Origin of the sequence: Alteromonas sp. ALT199, assembly GCF_018619335.1 — a bacterium.
Taxonomy (GTDB): Bacteria; Pseudomonadota; Gammaproteobacteria; order Enterobacterales; family Alteromonadaceae; genus Alteromonas.
This window is the reverse complement of the sequence record NZ_JAHHDX010000163.1, coordinates 800-25,682: the sequence shown is the minus strand read 5'-3', so window position 1 is coordinate 25,682 and position 24,883 is coordinate 800. Positions and strand designations below refer to the sequence as shown.

The 24,883-nt window shown below is 44.4% G+C and carries 24 protein-coding genes and 1 pseudogene; 15 read left to right on the top strand and 10 right to left on the bottom strand.

Features of this window, described 5'->3' with window-relative positions; all coding sequences use genetic code 11:
- Positions 1-27: 27 nt before the first annotated feature.
- The 3 genes from KL866_RS18645 to KL866_RS18635 form a co-directional block, all read right to left on the bottom strand.
- The gene (locus KL866_RS18645; RefSeq protein WP_214996434.1) at positions 28-1,317 is read right to left on the bottom strand and encodes an ABC transporter substrate-binding protein; all 1,290 of its coding nucleotides are present in this window, start codon (positions 1,315-1,317) and stop codon (positions 28-30) included.
- A 102-nt stretch (positions 1,318-1,419) separates the two neighbouring features.
- Positions 1,420-1,644, bottom strand: coding sequence for a VF530 family DNA-binding protein (locus tag KL866_RS18640; protein ID WP_025253971.1), 225 nt, complete (start codon positions 1,642-1,644; stop codon positions 1,420-1,422).
- A 105-nt stretch (positions 1,645-1,749) separates the two neighbouring features.
- Positions 1,750-2,637, bottom strand: coding sequence for a sterol desaturase family protein (locus KL866_RS18635; protein WP_025253972.1), 888 nt, complete (start codon positions 2,635-2,637; stop codon positions 1,750-1,752).
- Positions 2,638-2,724: 87 nt separating this feature from the next.
- Here KL866_RS18635 and KL866_RS18630 point away from each other — a divergent pair, with 87 nt between their 5' ends.
- Complete coding sequence (locus KL866_RS18630; RefSeq protein WP_214996432.1) at positions 2,725-3,396, top strand: Crp/Fnr family transcriptional regulator; 672 nt, start codon at positions 2,725-2,727, stop codon at positions 3,394-3,396.
- Positions 3,397-3,474: 78 nt separating this feature from the next.
- Here the strand turns inward: KL866_RS18630 and rutR are convergent, their stop codons facing one another.
- Positions 3,475-4,149 (bottom strand): HTH-type transcriptional regulator RutR, encoded by a 675-nt coding sequence (gene rutR / locus KL866_RS18625; protein ID WP_214996431.1) that lies wholly within the window; start codon positions 4,147-4,149, stop codon positions 3,475-3,477.
- A 309-nt stretch (positions 4,150-4,458) separates the two neighbouring features.
- Here rutR and rutA point away from each other — a divergent pair, with 309 nt between their 5' ends.
- The 9 genes from rutA (at position 4,459) to KL866_RS18580 (ending at position 15,007) form a co-directional block, all read left to right on the top strand.
- Complete coding sequence (rutA, locus tag KL866_RS18620) at positions 4,459-5,547, top strand: pyrimidine utilization protein A (RefSeq protein ID WP_118492062.1); 1,089 nt, start codon at positions 4,459-4,461, stop codon at positions 5,545-5,547.
- Complete coding sequence (gene rutB / locus KL866_RS18615; RefSeq protein ID WP_025253976.1) at positions 5,547-6,278, top strand: pyrimidine utilization protein B; 732 nt, start codon at positions 5,547-5,549, stop codon at positions 6,276-6,278. Before rutA ends, rutB begins: the two co-directional genes overlap by 1 nt.
- Before the next feature lie 192 nt (positions 6,279-6,470).
- Positions 6,471-6,854: a pyrimidine utilization protein C gene (gene rutC / locus KL866_RS18610; RefSeq protein WP_025253977.1), complete on the top strand. Its 384-nt coding sequence runs from the start codon at positions 6,471-6,473 to the stop codon at positions 6,852-6,854.
- Between the two features lie 58 nt (positions 6,855-6,912).
- Complete coding sequence (gene rutD / locus KL866_RS18605) at positions 6,913-7,773, top strand: pyrimidine utilization protein D (RefSeq protein ID WP_214996429.1); 861 nt, start codon at positions 6,913-6,915, stop codon at positions 7,771-7,773.
- A 95-nt stretch (positions 7,774-7,868) separates the two neighbouring features.
- Positions 7,869-8,489: a malonic semialdehyde reductase gene (locus tag KL866_RS18600; RefSeq protein ID WP_214996427.1), complete on the top strand. Its 621-nt coding sequence runs from the start codon at positions 7,869-7,871 to the stop codon at positions 8,487-8,489.
- 22 nt (positions 8,490-8,511) lie between these two features.
- Positions 8,512-9,042 carry a flavin reductase gene (locus tag KL866_RS18595; RefSeq protein WP_025253980.1) on the top strand — a complete coding sequence of 177 codons (531 nt, stop codon included), beginning with the start codon at positions 8,512-8,514 and terminating at the stop codon, positions 9,040-9,042.
- Positions 9,043-9,061: 19 nt separating this feature from the next.
- Positions 9,062-10,552, top strand: a complete 1,491-nt coding sequence (locus KL866_RS18590) for a CoA-acylating methylmalonate-semialdehyde dehydrogenase (protein ID WP_025253981.1) — start codon at positions 9,062-9,064, stop codon at positions 10,550-10,552.
- Between the two features lie 273 nt (positions 10,553-10,825).
- Positions 10,826-13,144: a TonB-dependent receptor gene (locus KL866_RS18585; RefSeq protein WP_214996425.1), complete on the top strand. Its 2,319-nt coding sequence runs from the start codon at positions 10,826-10,828 to the stop codon at positions 13,142-13,144.
- A gap of 363 nt (positions 13,145-13,507) precedes the next feature.
- The gene (locus tag KL866_RS18580; protein ID WP_214996423.1) at positions 13,508-15,007 is read left to right on the top strand and encodes an NCS1 family nucleobase:cation symporter-1; all 1,500 of its coding nucleotides are present in this window, start codon (positions 13,508-13,510) and stop codon (positions 15,005-15,007) included.
- A gap of 95 nt (positions 15,008-15,102) precedes the next feature.
- Here KL866_RS18580 and KL866_RS18575 read toward each other — a convergent pair whose 3' ends face one another.
- Positions 15,103-15,837: a helix-turn-helix domain-containing protein gene (locus KL866_RS18575; protein ID WP_025253984.1), complete on the bottom strand. Its 735-nt coding sequence runs from the start codon at positions 15,835-15,837 to the stop codon at positions 15,103-15,105.
- Positions 15,838-15,968: 131 nt separating this feature from the next.
- On the opposite strand from KL866_RS18575, the gene KL866_RS18570 reads away from it, so the two are divergent.
- The 4 genes from KL866_RS18570 to KL866_RS18555 all read left to right on the top strand — a co-directional run bounded on the left by KL866_RS18570 (position 15,969) and on the right by KL866_RS18555 (position 18,868).
- Positions 15,969-16,373 (top strand): hypothetical protein, encoded by a 405-nt coding sequence (locus KL866_RS18570; RefSeq protein WP_025253985.1) that lies wholly within the window; start codon positions 15,969-15,971, stop codon positions 16,371-16,373.
- 52 nt (positions 16,374-16,425) lie between these two features.
- Positions 16,426-17,190: a DUF2145 domain-containing protein gene (locus KL866_RS18565; RefSeq protein WP_409049181.1), complete on the top strand. Its 765-nt coding sequence runs from the start codon at positions 16,426-16,428 to the stop codon at positions 17,188-17,190.
- Positions 17,191-17,200: 10 nt separating this feature from the next.
- On the top strand, positions 17,201-17,671 hold the full coding sequence (gene yiaA / locus KL866_RS18560) for an inner membrane protein YiaA (RefSeq protein WP_214996421.1): 471 nt from the start codon (positions 17,201-17,203) through the stop codon (positions 17,669-17,671).
- Between the two features lie 144 nt (positions 17,672-17,815).
- Positions 17,816-18,868, top strand: a complete 1,053-nt coding sequence (locus tag KL866_RS18555; protein ID WP_214996419.1) for a hypothetical protein — start codon at positions 17,816-17,818, stop codon at positions 18,866-18,868.
- A 95-nt stretch (positions 18,869-18,963) separates the two neighbouring features.
- Here KL866_RS18555 and KL866_RS18550 read toward each other — a convergent pair whose 3' ends face one another.
- The 4 genes from KL866_RS18550 to KL866_RS18535 form a co-directional block, all read right to left on the bottom strand.
- A complete protein-coding gene (locus KL866_RS18550) occupies positions 18,964-21,009 on the bottom strand; it encodes a TonB-dependent receptor (RefSeq protein WP_214996417.1) in 2,046 nt (681 codons plus the stop codon).
- A 124-nt stretch (positions 21,010-21,133) separates the two neighbouring features.
- Positions 21,134-21,502: a hypothetical protein gene (locus KL866_RS18545; RefSeq protein ID WP_214996415.1), complete on the bottom strand. Its 369-nt coding sequence runs from the start codon at positions 21,500-21,502 to the stop codon at positions 21,134-21,136.
- A 69-nt stretch (positions 21,503-21,571) separates the two neighbouring features.
- Positions 21,572-22,693, bottom strand: coding sequence for a PepSY domain-containing protein (locus KL866_RS18540; protein WP_214996413.1), 1,122 nt, complete (start codon positions 22,691-22,693; stop codon positions 21,572-21,574).
- A gap of 3 nt (positions 22,694-22,696) precedes the next feature.
- A complete protein-coding gene (locus tag KL866_RS18535) occupies positions 22,697-23,278 on the bottom strand; it encodes a hypothetical protein (protein WP_034325159.1) in 582 nt (193 codons plus the stop codon).
- A gap of 239 nt (positions 23,279-23,517) precedes the next feature.
- On the opposite strand from KL866_RS18535, the gene KL866_RS18530 reads away from it, so the two are divergent.
- The gene (locus tag KL866_RS18530; protein WP_025253992.1) at positions 23,518-24,351 is read left to right on the top strand and encodes a class II glutamine amidotransferase; all 834 of its coding nucleotides are present in this window, start codon (positions 23,518-23,520) and stop codon (positions 24,349-24,351) included.
- Positions 24,352-24,451: 100 nt separating this feature from the next.
- On the opposite strand, the pseudogene KL866_RS18525 reads toward KL866_RS18530, so the two are convergent.
- A pseudogene (locus tag KL866_RS18525) lies at positions 24,452-24,883 on the bottom strand (LysR family transcriptional regulator); the annotation flags it as partial.

Here is a 24,883-nt window from a genome sequence, read left to right as displayed (position 1 = left end):
GCAATAAGCCATGCGGCTCGAAACTTCCTATGAATCGAAGAGCCGCTGTCTAACTGCTTCCATCTCTAATGCTGTTTTGTCTACATTTCCTGTTTCCATGAAGTCTACGAGAATGTCACTGAGCGGCTCGTAGTAATCCCTACTCGTAGAGCGGTCGAAAAACTGTACTACCCCTTCGGCGTTTTTTAAATTTGTTTTACCATCTTGAACAAATCTCACTTCACTTATTTGAGCATTCGGGTGTGCGGGTAGAAAATTGAGCCTCTTATTTAGTAGGGCTTGTACATCATCTTGAACTACGTATCGTAAAAATACTTTAGCAAGTGATTTTTGTCTGCTGCTTGCGCGAAGAATGAGAAAATCGGTTGGGGCAACTTCAGATTGACTGACGTTTTTATCTACAGAAGGAAAAGGGATAAATTTGAGCTTTTCAGAAACGGCCTCAGGAATTTGGCTTATCATGAAATTACCGGAAAGAACCATTCCCGCTCTATCGCGATACAGTAATGGGAGAACTTGCTTTTGGGTGTACTCATCGGCACTTTCTAGAAAACATTGGCTATCAATCATTTCTCTCAACAATTGAAGTACCGCTAACATTTTCTCATCAGTAAATTTTATTTTTCCTTCCATTAGCTGATTGTGAAAAGAAAGCCCGTTTACTTTGAGATTTAAATGGTCAAGCAGTGTTAAAACAGGCCACTTTTCTTCTAATCCTAAACCAATAGGAACAATTTGATTTCGAGACAGTGTTCTGCACGCGCTAAGCAAATCGCTAATACTTTCAAGACGATTGATATTAAATTCTTGTAGGACGTTTTGGTTGGCAAAAAATCCCCAAAAACCCACTGACAAAGGAACGCCGAACTGTTCCCCTTTATGGGTGATCAATTCTTTCATTTCGTTCGGATATTTTTGTAACTCTGGTTCTGTCCAAAGAGACGTTAAAGGTTCTATCAACCCTCTCTCAGCTACCTTTTTTAACTCGAAAGGCCACAACCATACCATGAGATCTAGGTTAGGATTATCGCTTAACCACAACCCGGTCATTTGCTTGTAGCCAGTGTCATCTGAAGATGAGTAAACAATATCTATACCGGGGCACTGTGCTGAGAAGTTTACTGCGATTTCTTCGAAGGCATTTCGTTGTTCAACACTGAAAATAAGTAGTGATATATTCAGCGTGCCCTTCGCCTCTTCACAATCCACAGCTGAAACAGGGGAGATAAAGAGAAAATAAAAGAAGGAAGGTAAAAAGAAAAAGTTAAGCGACTTCGACTTATTCTTACCCCACATATCAATAACCCATGTATACAATGTCTTAATCTTGCTGAATCGACCTATCCAAAGTGTAGTACATAAGAAGGTAGCTGCTAGCTAAAAAACGCTATAGTTAGACTAGACCCTCTAACTAGTATGTTATTCAGGCTGTTTAAACGTTTGTATGTAAAGCTGCTCTACTTTGTCTCGCGCCCACTGGGTCTTTCTAAGAAATTTTAGCGACGACTTAATTGAAGGGTCGTTATTAAAGCAGTTCACCTTTATGCGATAGTACAATCCGTCCCACCCGTATCGTTCTTGAAGTTGTGTCACGATTTTCTCTAGCGTTAAGCCATGTAGGGGATTATTGGGTTGCTCTTTCATATAGTGGCGCTACTCTGTCTTAATTCTAGCTGTTAGTTTATCACGAACTTAAAAAGTTATGGGGTCAGAGTAATTATTCTGACCCCATAAGCTTTTAAAGCCACACTAAACTCTGCTCTTTGCTGTTTGGCTCACTGTTTGAGGTTCTGAGTCAGACGCAGTTAAATCTACATTAGCGGTGTATGCTTGCTTTGGCTTTCTTGGCGTCTTATATAGCGGCCAAATCAGTTGCTCTTTCCAGTTGGCGTAAAACATCCCTTCAATGCCGTATTGTGTAGGGTACTGCCTGGTGATCTTAGCAGTACCAAATAATACATCCCAAAAGAACAAGAGATTCCCATAATTACCTTTGTAGTTAGTCACCCCATCATTTGCTTTTAATCCATGATGAGCGCTGTGTGTAGAGGGTGTTGAAATGGTGCGCTCGATAATCCAGGCAAGTGGATGTAATAAAGGTGTGTTGTAAAGTACTTTATCCCATTTCCATTCTGCGTGCGCGCCTGTAATAACGGTCAGCTTAACCACCAAATAAAAGGCATATGTCCAACCTAACCCTAAGTAAATAAGCGCACCGGAAAACCACAGGGAAGGCATAAACAGGTAATAGAAAAAGTTATTTCTATAAATAATACGAACACTCATGTACTTAGCGTTGTGGTGAGCTCTGTGCAAGTTGTAAAGAAAACGTGTGGAGTGTGACAACCTGTGCCACCAATATTGCATCATGTCGTCAAAAACCAAAAGCAGCGCTATGTGCACAAGAATAGGGGAATCTGCAAGTACTCCCTGATACTGAGGAAATGCCAATGCCATTATTGCAGCAGAACAAAATAGAACCAGAGGTTGGGTTATTATAAATAACAGTAACGTACCTATAAGTTCTACCTTTCCATCATCGCTCACTTCTGTCGTTTTCTTGAATAGCCTACCGCTCTTCGCTTCCAGTAAAGCAAACGTGATAAATACCGTTAGTATTGCCCATTGATAATTCATCGTCATCACCCCCAAAGTAAGATTGTTGAGTGTGAATTTACATTGCATTAACATAAGAGAATATATACTTATATAGATTTGAAAGACATGTCTTACATTCATGGCATACAGCAAACCGTTATGCCCGACGATCACATTGAGATTTGCTTGTCTTTTGGAACGTTGAGAAGCTATGCGGCTACCTCGACGATCCACGATAGGGGAAGCAAAAACAAAGGACTGTCTATAGTGGTATCGGGGGAGGTAAAGATTGGTAATTACGGTCTGGACGGCAATTATCAAATTACCACCATACTGCGACGTGGAGATACGTTCGGAGAATTTACCCTGTATGCTTCGCTTGCCAGAACCCACCATGCACAAGCGCTAACTCAATGTAAGATATTGCAGATCTCTGAAGCTGCTTTTCGTTCTCTGACAAAGCAACATACAGTGATTTCTGAATTCATCACCCGGTCACTGGCAATAAAACTTCATACAGCATTGGAGAGGCTGGACGATATTCAACGATTGCCTACTCATGTACAGCTAGCCAAGCTTATTTATCAGTCACATCTCACATCCAAGCGTGCCTTTATTTCATTGCGACAAAGCGATTACGCTGAAAGATTAGGGGTTACTGTACTTACTGCGCATAAAGCGCTAACCAAGTTGTATGAATTGCAGTTAATTGAAAAGGGTTATGGTGGTGTGGCTATAATTAGTATTGAGCGTTTAGAAAGTTTTTTAAAAGAAAGTTCATCATTATTGCCTCTGTGAGAAACAGTTAATGCCAATTAATAACGCAAACGGCTAAATTCTTAATTTTTTAAGCCATCAATACCAATTTAAAAAACGCTACTCAGGCTTTAGCCCATCTAAAATAATATGCTGAATGTTACTAAGCGTACTATCGAAGAAGACGGGATCGCTTAAATCTTTACCTGTGACCGCTTTAATCTGAACGCTGAAATCTGCGTAGTGCTGCGTAATAGCCCAAATGCTAAAAATTAAGTGTATGGGATCGACAGGTTTTAATTTGCTGGCTTCAATCCACGCATTAATCACGGCGCTTTTTGCATCCAGCAAGGCTTTCAGTGGCGTTTCTAATTCCTTTATTAAAAGCGGTGCACCTTGTACCACTTCCATACAAAAAAGCTTTGATTCGGCTGGGTTGTCTCTCGACATTTCAAGTTTTACTTTTATGTATTCACTTAATGTGGCTATGGGTTCTTGTTCTGCAGAAAAGCTTTGCAGTGGCGTCAGCCACACATCTAATAGGTGAGTGATAACCGATAGGTAAAGGCCGTCTTTACTTTTAAAGTAATACAGTAAGTTACTCTTTGAGACATTCGCTAATTCCGATACCTGCTCTACCGTAGTACCGCTTACGCCGTTTTTTGCAAATAGTGATAGCGCTGCATCCATAATACGGGTGCGTTTTTCTAAAAGTGCTTTTTCTCGCCGCTTTTGGGTTGTAGGGCTAAAAGCTCTTGCTGTTTTTGTACTTAGTTGGTCTTCAGATTTACTCACTACTCAATTCTTCTTAACCGGATTTCTGCAATCTGGCGCATAGTTTACGCGCAGTTTTCTAACCAATAAACCCATTTGCACAAATATGCACCAATTAAGTTCAGTTGCACTGGACTGGATGTTCCAAATTGAACCAATGGGTCTAATTTCAAATTGTGTATTCTGTAAGTTTTTGAAAATTAACAAATAAATAAATTGGCCTGCTTTATGCTGTTCACTATGTATACCGCCACTTCAATGTTTTGAATTCGGCAACCTTAAAAAAAGCGGGGTAAACCGCTTAAAACGCAGACAAGCAGAGGGAACAACATGGATATAGGTGTATTTATTCCGATTGGTAACAACGGCTGGTTAATTTCTAAAAATTCGCCTCAGTTCAAACCATCGTTCGATCTCAACAAAGAGATTGTAATGAAGGCAGAAAAGTACGATATGGACTTTGCGCTCTCTATGATCAAGTTGCGCGGTTTTGGCGGTGAAACAGAATTTTGGGATTACAACTTAGAGTCGTTTACCTTGATGGCTGGTCTTGCCGCTGTTACCTCAAAAATACAGCTGTATGCCACAGCCGCAACGTTAGTCTTGCCACCAGCGATCATGGCGCGTATGGCAAGTACTATCGATTCTATTTCCAACGGTCGTTTTGGGGTCAACTTGGTTACTGGCTGGCAACGCCCTGAATATTCGCAAATGGGCATGTGGCCGGGCGATGAATTTTTCGGCAACCGCTACGAATATTTAGATGAGTACATCAAAGTAGTAAAAGAGCTGTGGGAAACAGGGAAAAGTGATTTTAAAGGCGAGCATTTCCAAATGGATGACTGCCGCATGCTACCTAAACCACAGCGTAAAATACCGCTTATTTGTGCTGGGCAAAGTGCCGCGGGCATGGATTTCTCGGCCCGTCACGCCGACTATAACTTCTGTTTTGGCAAAGGTGTGAATACACCTACCGCATTTGCTCCTACCGCTGCGCGCTTGACCGAAGCGGCTGAAAAGCACGGTCGCAGCGTAGGCTCTGCGGTACTTATCATGGTCATTGCTGATGAAACCGACGAAGCAGCTATGGCTAAATGGGAAAGTTATAAAGACGGTAAAGATCAGTCAGCGTTAGATTGGATGGCAACGCAGGGCGCGGCCGACAAAAAGTCAGGTAAAGACACCAACATTCGCGATATGACCAATCCAACCTCAGCAGTAAACCTGAATATGGGTACGCTAGTAGGCTCTTACGAGTCAGTCGCTTCAATGCTTGATGAAATCGCGACGGTTCCAGGCTGTGAAGGGGTATTGCTGACCTTTGATGACTTCCTTAAAGGTATGGATGATTTCGGCACTAAAATTCAGCCGTTAATGAAATCACGTCAGCATCTACTTGAAACATCGGGAGCAGCATAATGTCTGCCGGTGAAGTATTTGAAGTGTCAGGGTGCTTTCAAGCGCGTCAATCAGGACAGCCAGTGCTGCCTGCCAAACCTGAGCCCTTAACCTTAAACCCTGCTGAAACCGCCGTGATAGTTGTGGATTTGCAAAACGCGTATGCCAGTAAAAACGGTTACTTAGACAAAGCGGGTTTTGACGTATCTACCACCGCGCCTGTTATTGAGAATACCGTTAAGGTACTGGAAACTGCACGCGCTGCAGGCATGCCGGTGGTGTTTTTACAAAATGGATGGGATGCCGACTACAAAGAGGCGGGAGGACCTGGATCACCAAACTGGTATAAGTCTAACGCCCTTAAAACCATGCGCAAACAGCCCGAGTTGAAGGGGAGTTTGCTTGCCAAAGGCACTTGGGACTACGCGCTTGTAGACGCACTAAAGCCTCAAGCCGGCGATATCGTTATCCCTAAAACCCGCTATAGCGGTTTTTATAACACCAATTTAGACAGCATGCTGCGGGCCCGCGGCATACGCAACATAGTGTTTACCGGCATTGCCACCAATGTGTGTGTGGAATCTACGCTGCGCGACGGCTTCCATCTGGAATATTTTGGGGTGGTGCTCGCTGACGCCGCTTATCAAGCTGGTCCGCCAGAGATTCATGAAGCGTCTCTTTTTAATATTCAGACGTTTTTCGGTTGGGTGTCTACAACGGCGCAATTTTGTGAAGTGTTTAAGTCTTCTTAGTTTTAAAAGCCCAAACGTGAGTTCGCAGTAAGTAGCGCGAAGCGGCTTTTCAAAAATGAGAAAGAAAGCTTAAAAAACGAGAAACCGATAATCGAAATACAAGGGCAACAAGTAGCGCTGCCTTTATAAAAAATTAGCTAAAGCAGTACTAAAAGCACTGTGTAAATAGCGCAAAGAATGAGGAATGTAATTATGCCAAAGAAAGCCATTATTCCAGCGGGTACATCAACGCCAATCGCCCCTTTTGTTCCGGGCTCTATGGCTGACAATATTTTATACGTGTCAGGCACTTTGCCGTTTGATGAAAACAATGACGTAGTCCACGTGGGCGATGCCGAAGCGCAGACTCGCCATGTTTTAGAGACCATTAAAAGCGTTATTGAAGAGGCGGGTGGCACTATGGATGACGTCACTTTCAACGCAATTTTTATTACCGATTGGGACGACTACGCCGCGGTAAACAAGGTGTACGCCGAATACTTCCCAGGCGAAAAGCCTGCTCGCTACTGCATTAAAGTTGGGTTGGTAAAGCCTGAAGCCTTAATTGAAATTGCCTCTACAGCACACATTGGGTAAGCGGTTATGTTTGGACTTCCCATTAATTGTGCTCATTGGTTTTATGTAGGTGAGCTATATGCCTTCTGATACGCAGGCAAGCTACGCCCACACGAGCGGCGAAATGCACGTCAAAATGCACGGCGAAATGTGCGGTAAAACACATTACGAAATACACGGTCTTACGTCGCCCGACGCGCCAACGGTTGTGTTTAGTTCAGGGCTAGGCGGGGCAGCAAAGTTTTGGCACCCCCAACTGGCTGACTTTACCCAAAACTACAGAGTAATCACTTACGACCAGCTTGGAACTAACAAAAGTGTGGGTGACTTGCCATCGAACTACAGTATTTCGGATATGGCAAATGAACTCGCTGCACTGCTAAAAAAACTGGAAGTGCAGCAATGCCATTTTGTTGGCCATGCACTAGGTGGGCTGGTGGGCTTAGAACTCGGGTTAACTCAGCCCAGCCTTGTGCAAAGCCTAGTGCTAGTAAATGCATGGAGTAGCCCCAATCCGCACACCCTGCGTTGCTTTGATATACGCAAAGCCTTACTGGCTGCGGATAGAAAAGACATGTATCTACAGTTGCAGGCGCTGCTGCTGTTTCCACCTGATTGGATAGCTGCTAATGCACAGCACTTAGACGATGAAGAGGCACATTTACTCAATCATTTTCCCGATGTAGATAACTTACTAGCTCGTATCGGTGCTCTTAGCGCGTTTGATATCGATGACAAACTAGCGTCTATCTCTACACCAACGTTAGCGCTGGCAAATAAAGACGACACCCTGGTTCCGTGGCAGCGCTCAAAAATATTAGCTGATGCCATGCTTAATGCAGAGCTATCGGTAATGGAATATGGCGGTCATGCATCAAGCATTACGGTGCCTGAGGAATTTAATAAGTTGGTATTGGAATACTTAGCGCGCATAGCTTAAACGCTCGCTACAAAGCGCTTAAGACGAAGCACTCAAACCAATACCTGGGCGGCTACAACATTGCCAAACAATTTATAAACTGGAAAGAACTTGAAATGACGGTATCAGAGAAAACTGAATATGAAACAAAAGTCCCCATTAGCGAAAGTGGCCTAGCCCAGCTATTTAGTGGTGCGCACACGCACACTACATGGCAGGATAAAACGATAGATGAAGCGGTGCTAAAGCAGCTTTATGACTTGGTGAAAGTAGGCTCGACATCAGCAAATTGCAGCCCGGCGAGATTTGTTTTTATAACCTCAGATGAAGGGCGAGAAAAACTTAAGCCTTGTCTTTCAAGCGGTAACGTAGAGCAAACCATGACTGCACCTTGTACGGTTATCGTGGCTTACGATGAAGAATTCTATGAAGAATTACCTACGCTATTTCCTTATGCGGATGCTAAGAGCTGGTTCACCTCAAGCCCCGAAGCTGCATTTGAAACCGCTATGCGAAACAGTTCAATGCAGGGGGCTTATCTAATTAGTGCCGCGCGCGCATTAGGTCTTGATGCCGGTGCCATGTCTGGCTTTAACCCCAAATTACTCAACGAGACATTCTTTTCTGATAGCACGTGGAAGGTGAACTTCTTACTTAACATTGGCTATGGCGATGGAAAGAAAGTGCACAAACGTTTGCCTCGCTTAAGCTTCGAGCAAGCTTGTCAAATATTGTAACGCCAACACAAAGGATATTTGTATGACTATTACAGCAATAAAAAACGCAGTAACAGAAGTGCTTCCCCCGGTTACGCCTGAGCAATACCGACAGGGCATGTCTAGCTTAGCGGCAGCGGTGAATGTCGTTACAACAACTGGCCCAGAAGGGCGCGCTGGCTTTACAGCGACGGCAGTGTGTAGCGTAAGCGACAGCCCAGCCACCTTGCTGGTGTGTTTAAACCGCAGCGCTTCTGTGCATCAGGTATTTAAGAACAGCACGCATTTAGTTATCAACACGCTAACCTCGCAGCACCAGTCAATTTCAAACACTTTTGGTGGTAAAGCGCCTATGAGTGAACGCTTTGAAATTGGTGAGTGGGGCGAGTCAGCCACTGGCTGCCCTCAACTACTCGATGCCGCAGTCAGTTTTGATTGCATTATCACAGATGTAAAAAGTGTTGCTACACACGATGTGCTTTTTTGCCAAGTAGTAGACATTAAACAAGACCAAGAAGCCGACGCACTTTTATATTACCAGCGCGGATATCACAGCGCGTGCAAAGACGCATAACTGAAGGATTAGATACCCAATGAAAGTAGTAGGCCATTTTATAAACGGTGAAACCTGTACGCCCAAAGGGCGGATGCAAGATGTTTATAACCCGGCAACGGGGGAAGCAGAGAAGCTGGTTTTGCTGGCATCGAAAGCTACGGTAAACGAAGCCATTGTTAACGCACAACAAGCTTTTCCACAATGGCGAAATACGCCGGTAAGTAAGCGTGCTCGCGTTATGTTTAAGTTCAAAAGCTTACTTGAAGAGCATGCGGATGAAATTATTGCGTTAATTGGCGCCGAGCACGGAAAAATAAGCCACGACGCGGCGGGCGAACTACAGCGAGGTATCGAGAACGTAGAATTTGCCTGTGGCGCGCCGCAGTTGCTTAAAGGTGAACACAGTAAAAATGTGGGGCCAAGTATAGATTCATGGAGCGAGTTTCAGCCCCTTGGTGTGGTGGCAGGAATCACGCCATTTAACTTTCCGGCTATGGTGCCGCTTTGGATGTTTCCGCTCGCCATTGTATGCGGAAATACATTTGTACTTAAGCCTTCAGAACGAGACCCAAGCTGCGCCATTTTCTTAGCAAAGTTACTGAAAGAAGCAGGGTTACCCGACGGTGTCTTCAATGTGATCAATGGTGATAAAGAAGCAGTTGATCAAATACTTGATGACGAGCGCATTAAAGCGGTGAGTTTTGTAGGTTCAACGCCCATTGCCGAATATATCTATTCAAAGGCCAATGCAAACGGCAAGCGATGCCAAGCCTTAGGCGGGGCGAAAAATCACGCCATTGTTATGCCTGATGCGGACGTTGATAACGCGGTTAATCAGCTTTTAGGCGCAGCCTTTGGCTCATCGGGGGAGCGCTGTATGGCGTTGTCTGTGGTGGTTGCCGTGGGCGACAAGATAGCTGATGAGATTGTAGATAAAATGCAATCGGCGATGAAAGACTTAAAAGTAGGGGCATTTAACGATGCATCTAATGATTTTGGCCCCCTGATCACGCAGCAGCATAAAGAGAAAGTAGAAGGCTTCATAACAAGTGCAGCTGAGCAAGGCGCTAACGTAGTTGTAGACGGGCGAGGCCCCACAGTCGAGGGCTACGAAACCGGCTTTTTCTTAGGTGCCACACTTATTGATAAAGTTACGCCGGAAATGACCAGTTACAAGGCCGAAATTTTTGGCCCGGTATTACAGGTAATGCGCGTTGAAAGTATGCAGCAAGCCATGCAGCTTATTGACGAGCATGAGTACGGCAACGGCACCTGCATTTTCACCCGTGACGGTGAAGCTGCCCGTTATTTCTCCGACAATATTCAGGTGGGCATGGTGGGCATTAACGTTCCCTTGCCTGTACCTGTTTCTTATCACAGCTTTGGTGGTTGGAAGCGCTCACTGTTTGGCGACCTTCACGCATACGGTCCGGACGGCGTGCGTTTTTATACTAAGCGCAAAACCATCACACAACGTTGGCCCTCAAGTGGTGTTAGAGAAGGAGTCAGCTTTTCATTTCCTAGTTAACTAACCGCTGTGATAAACAATTACACGCTGCCAGTTTATTGATGCCTTTAGCTAAAACGGCAAATGTTCACTGGCGGTAGGTATAAAAAGCTACGCCATTAATTATAACAATTTAAACCCGCAAACCTTTGGCAGTTCCTCTCCAGTCCTGCCTTAGGTTTGCACCCCCAGTGGCAATCGATAAGCAGTTCACGTCGACAGTTACTCTTATAAAAATATCGGGACAACACCGCCGCAAGGCTTGTTAAAAAGAACTATAAACGAGAGTAAAACATGCATACGTTAAACACACACAAGCGTCTGCTGGCGTTAACCGTTGGGATGGCGTTAAGTGCGCCAGCGGCCTTTGCTGCAGAGAATGTTTGGGAAAGTATTGAAGTTACCGCGCAAAAGCGTAACGAGAATATAAGCGATGTGGGTATCGCTATCACCGCCTTTTCAGGCGAGCAACTTGAAGCACTAGGTCTTGAAAGCAGTACCGAGCTTATCGCGTTTACACCAGGTGTGTCGTTAGCCGGTGATATTGGTGGGCAGCGCGCTATTTTTAATATTCGAGGCGTGGTGCAAAACGACTACGCTGATTTGGCAGAAGCGCCGGTGGCGGTCTATGTGGACGGTGGCTACTTAGCCAGTACCCAAGCGCAAACCTTTGGATTATTTGATGTAGCCCGTATAGAAATTTTAAAAGGTCCACAGGGAACCTTATTTGGCAGAAACGCTACAGGCGGACTGGTAAATACCATTACCGCAAAACCCACCGCCGACACAGAGGGCTATGCAGAGTTTACCGCAGCCAGTTTCGAACAATATCGTTTTGAAGGGGCCATATCAGGGGAAATAGCAGACGGCGTTTATGGTCGCTTTTCTGGGTTTACCAACCAGCAAGGTGAAATACTCGAAAATATTTACGAAGACGGCGCTGCGCCCGATACGCGCTTGGGTTCAGTAGGTGGTGGGGAAGACGGCTATAACGACGACACTAAAGCGTTTCGTGCTCAGCTGATGTTTGATATTGGTGAGGAGGGGACCTTACTTTTAAGCGGTAATTGGTCTGATACTACCAAAAGCGAAGGCCCGTATCAGGTGGTGAATACCACAGAAGTAAAAGATGCCGCAGGCAATGTAATAGATGTGATTTTCGCAGCCGACGACCCGCTTGGCTGTGACACTATTCAGGCTGGCGTGTGCGTAGATGGTAATTTTAATGGCGACCCTTTCCGGCCAGTGCAAGGTGGTGACTTCAATGGTAACTTCGACCCCGACGGTTCAGGTAATAAAGTTAATAAAGACTTTGCTTTTGATGATCAAAACAAAATCAAGTCAAAAGGCTTAGCGGCAACGTTAGACTATGCCTTCGAAAGCTTCGATTTCTTTGCCATGTCAGATTATAAAGAGTTCAAGCGTACTGTTGGTCTTGATTCTGACCAAACGGCATCCCCTGAACTTATCTTCCAGTCTAACAGCACCATTGAGCAGTTTAGCCAAGAGTTTCGTTTTTCAGGCGAAACTGCAGACTTAAAGTGGGTTGGGGGGCTTTATTACCTTTCTATCGACACCGATTACAGTCAAGGTTTGGCAGGGCCGTCTACAGCCTTTTATTTGGGCGGTGAAGAAAACAATACCTTGGTGGCCCTTGAAACCGAGTCTTACTCTGTATTCGGGCAAGTAGACTACAGCTTAACCGATGACTTAGTGCTAGTAGGCGGGCTTCGATACACCCGAGAGAATAAAGACTTCATCGGTAATGTGTATCAAAACGAGAATACCGATGACCGAGTAATTGAGATTGACACCAGTACGTCTTCGTTAGAAATGCTAGTGCAAAGTAACGATCAAAATTTATGGTCTGCTAAGCTTCAGTTGGAATACAGTGTCGGCAATAGTTTGTACTACGCTGGGATTAACCAAGGCGTAAAAGCGGGAAGTTTTAATGCTCCGCTGTCTGGCGGCTTTAGTTTATATGAGCCTGAAGAGTTGACCTCTTACGAGGCAGGCTTAAAGCACAGCTTCATGCAGGGAAGTGGCGTGTTTAATGCCAATGTCTTCTACTATGACTATAACGATTACCAGTCGTTTTCATGGGTAAACAATGCAGGTGTAGTGACGAATGAAGAAGCCTCGTTTAGTGGTGTGGAATTAGAAGTGTTCTTAACGCCCACTGATAGCTTAGATGTAATGGTGAACTTCTCGTATACCGACGCTGTGGTTGAGGACTTAGAAGTGGCTTCAGGTTACTTTGCAGATACCACGCCGCCCTTTACTCCTGAATATCAAGCGTCAGCCATGCTCAGGTACAACTGGGATGCGTTCGAAGGAAATATGGCTGCACAGCTATCAGCAAACTATCAATCTGAAACTTTCCACAATGCGCGTAATTTTACCGCTCATGAAATTGATAGTTATGCTACGACCGATGCACGCTTAACTTGGGTAGATGGGCAAGACAAATGGAGCCTAGCCGCTTACGTAGATAATCTGTTTGATTCTGACCACGAACTAATAGGTTTTGACGTGTCAGGTTTTTACGGCACCAGCCAAATTTCCTATGCCAAGCCTAGGACTTATGGCGTGACAATAAGACGAAGTTTTTAGTTCGGTAAGTTAGGCGTGGCAGGCGCTTGACTTAAACCCTAAATTTTACTCGAAAACGGCCTTACTCAAAAACGCGGAATATATAGCTAACCTAGATACTGAAATTTAAAAATTGGTATCTAGGTGTCGCGTTATCGGTAAGTGCAAAGCGGCAGCATTTTTGCTTCCGCTCTTATAAACGATTTAGTGTTAAATAGTGGGTTTTCGCTAATTGAAAACAATGCTGCATTTTTTCAAAAAATGGCACCAGAAGAACCTGCAAAATATTCAGTATTTTGTGAACAGTAACGCTTCGTAAAGCCCTGTTTTTTTATCATAAATAAGACAAGCTCGTGCAGCACCAAAACAACAAGGAAATAGAGCGTGGATAACACCAACAATCAACCCATGACAAAACCTTCCCATTACGATGGCGATTTATGGAACCAAGATTTGGCGCCCACCAGTGAGGCAACAAGAACCTGGAGATGGAAGGACTATGCGGCATTATGGGTGGCTATGGTGGTATGTGTACCCACTTATTTGCTATCTGCTGGGCTAGTATCTGAAGGCATGAATTGGTATCAGGCAGTGATTACCGTGCTGTTGGGTAACGTTATCGTGCTGCTGCCAATGATGTTAATTGGTCACGCCGGGGCTAAATACGGTTTACCTTTTCCTGTATTGCTACGCAGTGCTTTTGGTACCAAAGGCGCGAAGATTCCTGCTCTGGCTCGCGGTCTTGTAGCCTGCGGGTGGTTTGGTATAAACACATGGGTTGGTGGCAGCGCGATATACGTTATTTTAAATGGCGTCAGCGGCGACGCTTTTGTGGGGCAGGCGCTGCCATTTTTAGGTATAGATATTACCCAAACTCTGTGCTTCTTTGCTTTTTGGGCAATGCACTTAGTTTTTATTAAGCACGGTACTGAATCTATTCGCTGGCTTGAAACTTTTGCTGCACCATTTTTGATCTTAATGGGCTTAGCGCTTCTTGCTTGGGCATACATTAATGCCGGTGGATTTGGCGCTATGTTATCTACGCCATCTCAATTTGTCGAAGGGGGCGCTAAAGAAGGCCAGTTTTGGTCTGCTTTTTTCGCAGGTCTTACATCTATGGTGGGCTTTTGGGCAACCATGGCATTAAATATTCCCGATTTCACTCGCTTCGCTAAATCACAAAAAGATCAAATGTTAGGCCAAGCTATTGGCTTGCCATTACCTATGGCGTTGTTTGCTTTCATAGGTGTAGCGGTTACCTCAGCAACGGTAACCATTTACGGTGAAGCCATTTGGGACCCAGTGGCGCTTGCCGGGCGTATGGGTGGCATGGGCGTGGTCTTTGCTCTCGCGGCATTAGCACTCGCTACTTTAACTACAAATTTAGCCGCTAATATGGTCGCCCCAGCGTATGGCTTTTCGAACATGGCGCCTTCAAAAATTAGCTTCAAAATGGGGGGATATATCACCGCGGGAATTGGTGTTGCTATTTTCCCTTGGAAGCTACTTGAAACCGCGGGAGGCTATTTATTTACGTGGCTTACGGGATATTCTGCGCTGCTTGGCCCTATTGCTGGCATTTTAATTGCCGACTATTTCATTTTAAGAAAATCGACGTTAAACATTGATGCGCTGTTTCAACACTCAGGTGAATACGGTGTGAATAACGGTTGGAACATGGCTGGCGTGACAGCGCTTATCATTGGTATCTTGCCTAACATTCCTGGATTTATGCACGCCGCAGGGTTTGTGGACAGCGTACCCGCCATTTTCGATACGCTTTACGCCTATGCGTGGTTCGTGGGGCTAATTATCGCCAGTATCGTTTACCTAACGCTGTCCAACAGAGTACCAGCTACCATGCAGGCAAAAAGCGCCTCTTAAAAATGGGTGCAGAAAACTTTTCTGCGAAGTAAACTAATGGGGTCAGAGTACTTTTCTACGAAATGTACTCTGACCCCAAAGCTTTTCTTACAGGGTTATTTTCGCTTCATGTTTTCAAAAAGTGAAGGCTCCCATGGCCGCATCGCCATAAGCAGCCCCACATGTTGGCGCTCTTCTATTGGTAAGTCGTTATCTTCGCTACTAAGTTTAGCTGCTTCTTGCCTAAGCTGCTCAAGACGACGTTGAATAATAGAAACCGAGGTTTGTGAATAGCGCCCTCGTAAGTAAAAGCGAAACATCCATGGTTCGTTTTTCTTTGGGTCCATGAACTTCACCATGACTTCTCTTTCCATGAACTTTTCCAGCGGCCCGCCAGGGATCCACCTAAAGTCTTGGGCAATAAGCAGCTTATAATGGTTGTTCGGCAACAGTTCTATTAGCTTAAGCCTATCAAGGGTTGTCATTAGCTTAATGCCTTCTACTTCATCAATATCATAATGTTCGATGAGTTCTGAAAAGCGCCAACCGTCTCTTACGCATACCGCGGCAAGCAATAACTTTGGGTTAGCAAGCAACTCCATTTCTTGCTGTTCAGACAGCTGTGAAATCTTTTCCTGCTGTCTTTGTGAAAGACTAAATAAATCGCTTAAAGACAAATGTAAGCATTCGCAAACCTGCTCTAACTTATCAAGGCTGAACGCCTGCAACGAAAAGTTACGCTTCACGCTTGCTTCGCTTACATTGAGCATTTCTGCAAGCTGCTTATATGTAAGTCGTTTTTCCCGTAAGCATTGCTTTAAGGTGTCGTACACAAGGCTAATTTGGCTCATGGTATTAATTTTTTATACTGGTGGTGTAAATTAATACTACATTAATCATTTTGGTTTACGAAATTTATTCTTGGCTCTAGTGTAGAAAGTGTTCAGACACATCTTGTCTTAACAAACTAGGAGCAAGTGATATGAAAAATACACGTTCAACATTGATGTTAACTGCACTATTAAGTAGTGCGCTTCTTACCCATTCTGCAATGGCAGATGATTCTTTTGACCATAGCGGCAAAGCCAGTAAACACAGCGCGTTAGCCGCATCTGAAGGTTTAGCAACAACAGCTTCGGTAGCGAGTGCGGTGGTGGCAGTACCTGTGGTATTGACCGGGAGCGTGGTTGTTGCCGGAAGCGCGGTGGTAGAAAGTACCGTGAATGAAAGTGCTCGCAACCTTCATCGAGCCAGTCATCAATCTTCAGCGGCGCACAACCAGCCTTTGGTGATAACCGAAACTATTATTACTGCCGACCCAGCCCCGAACCAAGTGGTTACTACTAAAACGAAAGTGATCACTACGACAACTAACACTAAGCGGTAGGTTAGACATGCGAGCCTACATAACTTCAATCGGGTTAGTCATTGTATTATTAATGTCTGGTATCCATGACGTGTACGCGGGAAGCCAGCAGCATGGTAAGCCCACCTTTACGCCAGAAGCGATTGCGACATTTTCAAAAGATGTAGAAAAGTATGCGGCAAGTGAAGGGGCCCGGGCGTTTATCATTGCAAGACGTGGCAGACCTATTGAAGATATGCCGAAAGGCATTCGCTTTACCCATACCGCCGTTGCTATTTACTCAACGATTCAGTTAAGCGATGGCAATATGGTAAAAGGCTATGCCATACACAATTTATATCAAGATGCTGAAGAGCAAGGCAGAAGTCATTTGATTACCGACTATCCTGTAGATTTCTTCTGGGGGGCGTACGCCCTTGAGGCAGGAATAATTATTCCTTCAGTAGAAGTACAGCAAGCGTTAGTGAATCTATATCGCGATGACAAAGCTAAACTGCTTCACAATGCTCGATATTCAGTGGTGGCAAACCCATTTAATAGTGAACGCCAAAACTGCACGGAATACACCCTTGATGTATTAAATGCGGCAATTTACTCAACCACTGATATTGCGCAGCTGAAGGTAAATGCGAAAGCCCATTTTTCGCCGCAAAAAGTAAATATGAGCCGCGCTAAACTTGGCTTAGCGAGTATGTTCAGCGATGGCGTAACCCTGTCAGATCACGGTCGCAAGGTAGAAACTACCACTTTCGGTAGCCTTGCCCGCTATATGCAGAAGTACGATTTATCAAACAAGGCCGTTACGTTTACCCGCACGGGTCAAATAGAGAATATTTAGGAGTTTTACTATGCAAAATATTAATAAACCCACTAAAGCGTTTCGAATCGCGTCACTAGCAGCATTAATTGTAGGCGTAGGTGCGTATTTCATAGGCTTGTACAACGCGCCTATGGCCCTTAACGAAAAAGGTTATTACTTCACTATTATGCTATTTGGCCTTTTTTCAGTGGTAAGCTTGCAAAAAACGGTACGAGATAAAATGGAAGGTGTACCTACAACCAAGGCATATTTTTTAGCTTCAGCGGTCGCTACTGGGTCAGCCATAGTACTGTTAGTTATTGGATTGCTAAACGCCGAACTTTTACTAAGTGAAAAAGGCTTTTTCGGAATGGCATTTACCTTAAGCTTATTTGCTGCCATTACGGTGCAAAAGAACGTTCGTGATGGCCAAACTCAAAGCGAGCCAATTAGCGTTGAACCCCAATTAGAAACTAACGTTTCACAACCTGAAACAACCACTAAAGTAAAAGCCGCATAAAAGTAACGGGGTCAGAGTACATTTCGCCAAAGTCGGACGACTCCTACCAGCAAATTAATGTACTCTGACCCCATTTTTTCGTATTGTGTATCAAATGTTTAGCTTCTTAGCTGCTTTTTATCTTCAACGCATCAGGGATGAAATATGCGTAAACCCGTCAAATACAGAATTGCTTTTTTAATAGTTGCTGCGGTTTGTTTTTATGTAGGCACATGGTTTTTGCCGAGTACCTTGCCAGACATTGCGCTTACCTTTAGCAATATCATATCAGAGCCAAGCTGGCGCAATACAGCGTTGGTCTCCTTAGTTTATTTCATTGCGCTGCCGTTGTTGTATTACTTCTGGGTAATCCGTATTGGCGAACAGGCCCTTTGGAAAGTGCTGCTAATATTTTCCCTAAGTAGTTTGATAGCTCGCTATAACTACCCAGAACAGCTTTCGCACTATTTTGCGTTTATTAGCTACCTAAAATACCCCATCATTGTTGTATTGATGGTTATCGAAGTCGTGCTATTAGTCACTATCGTAAAAGCACTTTGGGGCGCACGTAAACTAAGTGGCGACCCGCGTATTCATATGCTTGAAAAATATGAAAAAGATGAAGCACCGAAAAAAGGTAGCAAAGAGGCTAAGCAGCTTGAGCTTGCTTTAATGTTGGCCCATGAACCAGCAAGTTGGTATTACGCCATACCTAGCTTCAGTAAAAAACATGTGAAAAGCGCAGTGCACCTCAAGTTACTTTCTGGTAAGTGGTGGCATTTACTGGGCGTACTCATTGTTTTAAGTGTCACAACCTATGCATCATATGTATTGCTATCGGAATTTAGTGAAACTATTGCCATGGTGGTGGCTACTTTGGTGTTCTATCTAGTGATCATGTTTGTCGCAAACTACCGCGTGAGCAAAAACTACAGTCTTTTTGTTTGGCAGGACAAGGTTGTAGTGAATAACTCGTGGTGGGGAATGGTTGTAATTCCAAAAGCGAATATAGAAAGCATGGAAGTTGGCGAGTGGAGTAGAAGTTTAACCAAAGAGGATTTTCACTTTGGAAGGGGCGTCGCTAACGTCAAGCTTATCTTCAATAAACCCCAACCATATTATTCTGGTATGGCTTTATTAAATGAAAATATATCAACGTTATATTTAAGCGTTGATAGCCCTTCGTTGCTACACAGGGAACTTGAAGTCATCGATTAGCCTTTCACTTTGCAAAACAAGGTCAAAGCCATTATCACCGTCAGCGAAACGTAACTAACGGTGGTAATGGCAAAAAGTTTATTATTTAACGTCGATCAAAACTTGTAAGTAGCAGAAACCCCTACATTCCTCGGGTCCGCAATAGCAGCATAGCCTGCTGGGTTAAGGGCACTGACTGGTTCTTGGGTCACAATGGCGGTTTCGTCAAAAAGGTTGTCCACAAACGCAGTTATAGACCAATTGTCGGTGTTATAACCTGCGGTTAAACGCACCAAGGTATAGTCTCCTGCCACTCTTTCCTCAGTATTAGAGAAATCGCCAAAGTATTCGCCAATGTAACGAACCGAGCCGCCTATATTAAATGTGTCGTTTAACCAATATTTTGCCCCTACATTTGCGTTAAAAGAGGGGGCAGAATTCAATTCGTTTCCATCCACATCAGGGTAATCCTCACCCGCATCGGTAATTTCACTGTTAAGCAAGCCAATACCTGCATTAAGCTGAAGGTCGTCGGTGAGGTTTGTATGCAGCTCTGCTTCTAGGCCATAAGTTCTTACCTCTGGCATATTTGTTATAAAGCGCGTGGAGCTTAATGCTTGAAAGCCCGAATAGTCGTTATAGAAAAGGTTAGCACTAATGAATGTATTATTAGTTAACGAAGTACACGAGCTTAACTCGTAGGTGTAAACTTCTTCTTCATCGTAGTAATAGTACTCTTGAGCAGTAAAATTAAGCGCGCCACCCGCTGCGTTATAACCTTTGCGCGCACTCAAACCTAACGTAGTGCTTTCATCTACATCGTAGGTTAGCGCTAGTTTAGGAAGGAAGATGTTAGTATCTTCAATGTATACATCATCAATAGGGTCATAAACGAAGTGCCTATCTTGACTTTCTCTTTCTAGACGCCCACCCGCTGTAAGCGTAAGCTTATCTGACAAGGTAAAGTTGGCTTCGGTATATAATGCGATGGATTCACTATTGTCGTCACCATAGTAGGGAAATGCGCCCGTGCTTAAAATATCTTGCTCACGCTCAAAATAATAGAAACCGACGAAACCTGTGGTTTCACCTTCATTAAATGCGAAGTTTAGCTTTGCATCTACCGTGGTGTTAGTTTCATCGAATACCAGGGTTTGTTCGTTTTCATCTGATGCTTCGTAACTGTCAAAGCCCCACTGATAATCCATATATGCCAAGATAAGGTCGAATGAGAAATTATCATTAATTGCATATTCAGTAAGTAGGGAGGTGGTGGAGATTTCCGTTTCAATATCTCTAAAGAAAACGCGATTTCGCTCGTCTAAGTTTTCAAGCTCATAATAAATACGCCCCGTGTCACCTTCTTCGTTGTTGTAGGTGTGCGTGAGCATAAATGAAAGATCGTCGCTAGGCTGCCATTTAAGCTTCGCGCGCACGCGGCGGGTTTCAATTTCGTCTATGTCGTAGTCTGGTGGGTTAGTTTCAAAACCTTCACCGTTGGTAATGGTGTCTGCATTAAGTGTTTGTACACTTAGGCGGAAGGCAAGTTCGTCTTCAATGATGGGGCCTGAAATCACTCCAGCGGTATCGATGTACTGATCTTTATTTCGATAGCCTACACGCGCCGCACCTTCCCAATCAAAAGACGGATCATTGGTTTTAATAAACACCGATCCTGCGATACTGTTTCGACCATTACTTGTAGATTGCGGGCCTCTGTACACTTCTACTTGCTGTAAGTCCCACATGCCGCTATCGCCGCTTAAGTCAGCGACAAAAGGTTGGGCAACCCCATCAATTAAGGTGGATACACGCCCTTTTGCACCACCAGCAATTGAATTAAAGCCACCAGCGCCACCGTTGCCTGACACACCGCGAATGTCGGGTAGGGCCCCTGATAGTGTAACTACGTTGGCGATTTCTGACAGGGCATCAGATACAGACTTATATTGCGTATTGTTTATTTCATCTGCGGTAAGTACAGATATGGATGATGTCGAATCTTTTAACGTGCGATTAGCTTTTTCACCTAGTACGATGATTTTTTCAATTTCTTCAACACTCCCGTCAGGGACTTGTGCAGTTTGAGCACTGGCAGTAAAGCAGACCGTTGATATTGCCACTGTTATCAAAGATAACGATGATGGAAACGCGTTTCTCATAAAAGTAGTTCCTTGTTATTTCTCAAAGTAGTACGGCCGCTTTTAATGAGGCTCTTTTTATTGCTTAAGTGATAAAAATCTGGCGGTTGTCAACGGTCAACACCCGTCAGAGGTTAGATTTACGTTATTGCCAGACTCCGTCTTGGGGCACCAGCGTGCGCTTCACGACCAGACGTTTTGCAGTCAAAATAAACAGTGCAATTAGCAAGATAGCGATTGCTATAAAAGCGATATTAATGGTGCTAGATACGCTGGTATTCCAATAAAAACAGGTCACTAAAATAAGGCTAAGTGCTATGACGGTAAGTGCATAAAGGCTGTGAATGGCTGCTTTAATGGGGGTAACTAAAAAGCTGTATGCTATTGCTGCGAGAAACCCGCCGTAATAGCCAAGCTGCTGATAGAACTGAATGTTGCTTTGTGTTGCCGATGCAAGCTTCGCCGCCAGAAGAGATAAACCAATACCAATCAAGGTTCCAGTGCAAACGCCCACAGTTAGGCGTGATAAAATTCTTACCGAGCGTTTCTGTGTGGCAGGAGCATTAGCTGTCGAGCGTTTTCTTCAACCTTCTATCCAAATGATATTGCCGGTTAAAAATAGCAGTGAACCGCTTAAGCCCAATGCAAAATAAACCCAGTGAATTGTGCTGCCGCCAAAACCCCCAAAGTGCAGCGTGAAAAAGCTATTCACAATTTTACCCGCTACGCCTGAAACTGAAGGCAGCATTGCTGTATACCCAGCTGAAGCTGTGTATGGGTCTGTCACCCAGAACGCATAATAAGGGCCGCGAATGATCTTTCCTTCAAGTTCGCCGCCTATGATCAATCGGGAGCGTGGCGTACCCAAACCCGAAAAACGCAGTTCAGCCATACTGAAGTCAGGCTCAGTTTCTGAGATTTTCTGTCGTAATGTTTCTATAGAAAGAAGGTTTTTGTTATCTCTATCCACGTTAATTGCAGCGGGACGATTGAACATGGGCTTGTCTTGATAAACGAGGCTTTGCATAGAGCCATAAAGAATATCGTGATAAGCAAATACTACGGTTGTTACCGCTATAATGATGTGAAAAGGAAGCGCTGAAATACCTAATATATTGTGAAAATCTACCCAGAAACGTTTTGCTTTCTTTGCTTTTCGCAGGGCAAATAAGTCTTTTACCCATGTAGGTAGAAAGATAACAAGGCCAGACACAATGGCAACAAAGTAGAGTATACATACAATACCCATTACCCAGATACCAACCGCATCATGGTCGTCCCCCCCGGGGATCCCTGCGGTTCTGTGTAAATGATCAAGAAAATCACCGATATCTGAAAGAAATGCTTGCTGACTGATAAGTTCTCCGTCCTCATCTAATGAGGCATGCCAATAGACTGCGTTATGGCTATTTTCATCCCTCACTACCCATTGCACTGGTGCATGAACTGTCATTGCCGTAGGCAAATACACCGTCATTTCTTTACCTGCTTCCGGATGCGCAGTAAGTACTTGTTGTATTAAGTCGTCGTACTGGCTTTCTGCAATCGCAGGCATGGTGTTTTCACTGTGAAGCGCCCAGGTGTTCAGCGGCCCTTTAAACATGGTAAAAGCACTAGTTGCAAAGCAGATGAACAATAAAAGCCCCGATAAAATGCCAGTCCAAATATGAATGTTTTGGTAGTTCTTAAAGTTTTCTAGTTTCATGGGTTAGATCAAGGCCTGTATTGCTAGGTACTCTGCAAAGGTTAAAAGCGCTATTGCGGTGAAAATGCGAAGTGGACGCTTAGAAAAGTAAATAAGCGCTATCAGCGTGAGCCAGATGGGAACTATCCACCACATAAGATGCTGTGTTTTGACGTCTAAAGGCGTGTTATCAAAAATTGCAAAGGTAATAAGTGCGCTGGTAAATAAACCTAGTGGAAGCCCCAATACAAGTGCTCCAATACTTTTTAACCACCATAGGGGAGGACTTGCGTGACTGCCCTGGGCGCGGGATAACGTAGATTTATTACCCCGTGGTGCGGTCAAAGGCTTCTCCCACCGGGTGATAAGAGGAACAAGGCTTAAACCTAGCATGCTAAATGTGAAAGTTGTAAAAATTGCTGCGGCGACTGAAAACGTCTGGCTAAAACAAAACGTTGCGACAGTACAAAGACTAATACATCCAATAATGGCTGTTTTGAATGAAAAAGGGCGTGCTTTAAACCATTGCTGATTTGGGTTCCCAGCATACAAGACTGTACACGCTAACACGCAGAGGACTAAACCAATTGCAAATACAGTCGTCAACGTAAGCTCTCCTTTAGCTTTTATTTAGTTTGCGGCAAGCAGCCTTAAAAATCGCGAATAGCATATTCAACTAAAGTATATATGTAAATAGAAATAGTTGTTATTTGCATTTGTTTTATTTAAAGGGGCTTTTAGAGCCTCTTTAATTAAGAAATGCTGACTGCTCCTAATTGAGAATTGAACTAGAGCCGGCCCTTTATTATGCTGAATACAAATATTGTTAAAGGTTGTAAGTTAACGTGTGTGAACTCTTAGGCATGAGTGCCAATACCCCAACAGATTTGTGTTTTAGTTTTACTGGATTAACGCGTCGAGGTGGTGAAACTGGGCCGCATAAAGACGGCTGGGGCGTTGCTTTTTATGAAGGGAAAGGCGTGCGAATGTTTCACGACCCTGAGCCTTGCGCCACGTCACCTATCGCCGACTTCGTTTCTAAACTTCCTATCAAAAGTAAAAACGCCATCTGCCACATACGTCAAGCTAACGTAGGTAACATCAACTTGGCCAATACACATCCCTTCACACGAGAGTTATGGGGGCGCTATTGGGTGTTCGCGCACAACGGACAGCTTCCCAACTTTTCACGTCGCGCAGGTATTTATGAGGCGGTAGGGGATACAGACAGCGAAGAGCTTTTCTGCGACATCATGAACAATGTTAGACAGAATTTACCCCGCGACGCCATGCCTGAACAGTTAGCGGAAACACTGGTGGTACTGGCAAAAGAGTATGCTCAGCAAGGCGTGTTCAATTGCTTGCTAAGTAACGGTGACTGGTTGTTTACATTCTGTAGTACAAAGTTAGCCAGCATTACCCGCAGAGCGCCTTTTGGCCCAGCTTGTTTAAGTGATGTTGAAGTAGAGATTGATTTCGCAGCTGAGACCACGCCAAAGGATGTAGTAAGTATTATTGCTACCGAACCGCTAACCAACGATGAACAGTGGGATATTTACGAGCGAGGCGAATGGAAGCTATGGCAAGAGGGGGAGGTCATTGCCTCCGGTAAAGTGGATGTACCCGAACACAAAAAAGAAGCCGAGATGGTAGCGCCCGACCCTTCACTTCACGACTAATTAGGAATTGTGGGGTCAGAGTAACTTTACCGGCTCCGCTCTTAAAAAGCTCTGCGTTTAGTCGTTAAGCCATCCCAATAATGTACTCTGACCCCGATATTTATCCCAATACTTGGGAGATGGTTTGTTTTACTGCTTGGTAGCGGGCTGGTAGAGCGCTGTGGGGTGTTTGAACAATGTATAAGGGCTCTGTTACCTCGTTTTTCGCTTTGTAAACAGTAAGCTTGTCGGCAAATGACACAAAGTCTAGCGTGCTAGTGGGCAGCACGGTGTAACCCAACCCTTCGCTTACCGGCAGCAGAATTTGCGAAAGCTGGTTGATGTAGCCGGCTTGGGGCAGCTTATTTGGGTTGACGTTAGTTAATTCAGGCTCTCCACTATCGTTAAAATAGCGCTGTAAGTAGTGCACGGCATCAGGGTGATTAATAAGCCCTAAGTGGGTGATGACATCTTTCAATGTACTAGCATCAACCGTTTTACTCTTTGCTCTTCCTGATGCGCTTATTATTTTTGTACCCGTACCCGTACCCGT

Coding starts and splice junctions, on each gene's coding strand:
- KL866_RS18550 (WP_214996417.1), bottom strand. CDS start 21,009: ATGAGAAACGCGTTTCCATCATCGTTATCTTTGATAACAGTGGCAATA.
- rutB (WP_025253976.1), top strand. CDS start 5,547: ATGTCTGCCGGTGAAGTATTTGAAGTGTCAGGGTGCTTTCAAGCGCGT.
- rutD (WP_214996429.1), top strand. CDS start 6,913: ATGCCTTCTGATACGCAGGCAAGCTACGCCCACACGAGCGGCGAAATG.
- KL866_RS18590 (WP_025253981.1), top strand. CDS start 9,062: ATGAAAGTAGTAGGCCATTTTATAAACGGTGAAACCTGTACGCCCAAA.
- KL866_RS18600 (WP_214996427.1), top strand. CDS start 7,869: ATGACGGTATCAGAGAAAACTGAATATGAAACAAAAGTCCCCATTAGC.
- KL866_RS18575 (WP_025253984.1), bottom strand. CDS start 15,837: ATGAGCCAAATTAGCCTTGTGTACGACACCTTAAAGCAATGCTTACGG.
- KL866_RS18570 (WP_025253985.1), top strand. CDS start 15,969: ATGAAAAATACACGTTCAACATTGATGTTAACTGCACTATTAAGTAGT.
- rutC (WP_025253977.1), top strand. CDS start 6,471: ATGCCAAAGAAAGCCATTATTCCAGCGGGTACATCAACGCCAATCGCC.
- KL866_RS18585 (WP_214996425.1), top strand. CDS start 10,826: ATGCATACGTTAAACACACACAAGCGTCTGCTGGCGTTAACCGTTGGG.
- KL866_RS18640 (WP_025253971.1), bottom strand. CDS start 1,644: ATGAAAGAGCAACCCAATAATCCCCTACATGGCTTAACGCTAGAGAAA.
- KL866_RS18630 (WP_214996432.1), top strand. CDS start 2,725: ATGTCTTACATTCATGGCATACAGCAAACCGTTATGCCCGACGATCAC.
- KL866_RS18635 (WP_025253972.1), bottom strand. CDS start 2,637: ATGAATTATCAATGGGCAATACTAACGGTATTTATCACGTTTGCTTTA.
- KL866_RS18540 (WP_214996413.1), bottom strand. CDS start 22,693: ATGAAACTAGAAAACTTTAAGAACTACCAAAACATTCATATTTGGACT.
- KL866_RS18565 (WP_409049181.1), top strand. CDS start 16,426: ATGTCTGGTATCCATGACGTGTACGCGGGAAGCCAGCAGCATGGTAAG.
- rutA (WP_118492062.1), top strand. CDS start 4,459: ATGGATATAGGTGTATTTATTCCGATTGGTAACAACGGCTGGTTAATT.
- yiaA (WP_214996421.1), top strand. CDS start 17,201: ATGCAAAATATTAATAAACCCACTAAAGCGTTTCGAATCGCGTCACTA.
- KL866_RS18595 (WP_025253980.1), top strand. CDS start 8,512: ATGACTATTACAGCAATAAAAAACGCAGTAACAGAAGTGCTTCCCCCG.
- KL866_RS18555 (WP_214996419.1), top strand. CDS start 17,816: ATGCGTAAACCCGTCAAATACAGAATTGCTTTTTTAATAGTTGCTGCG.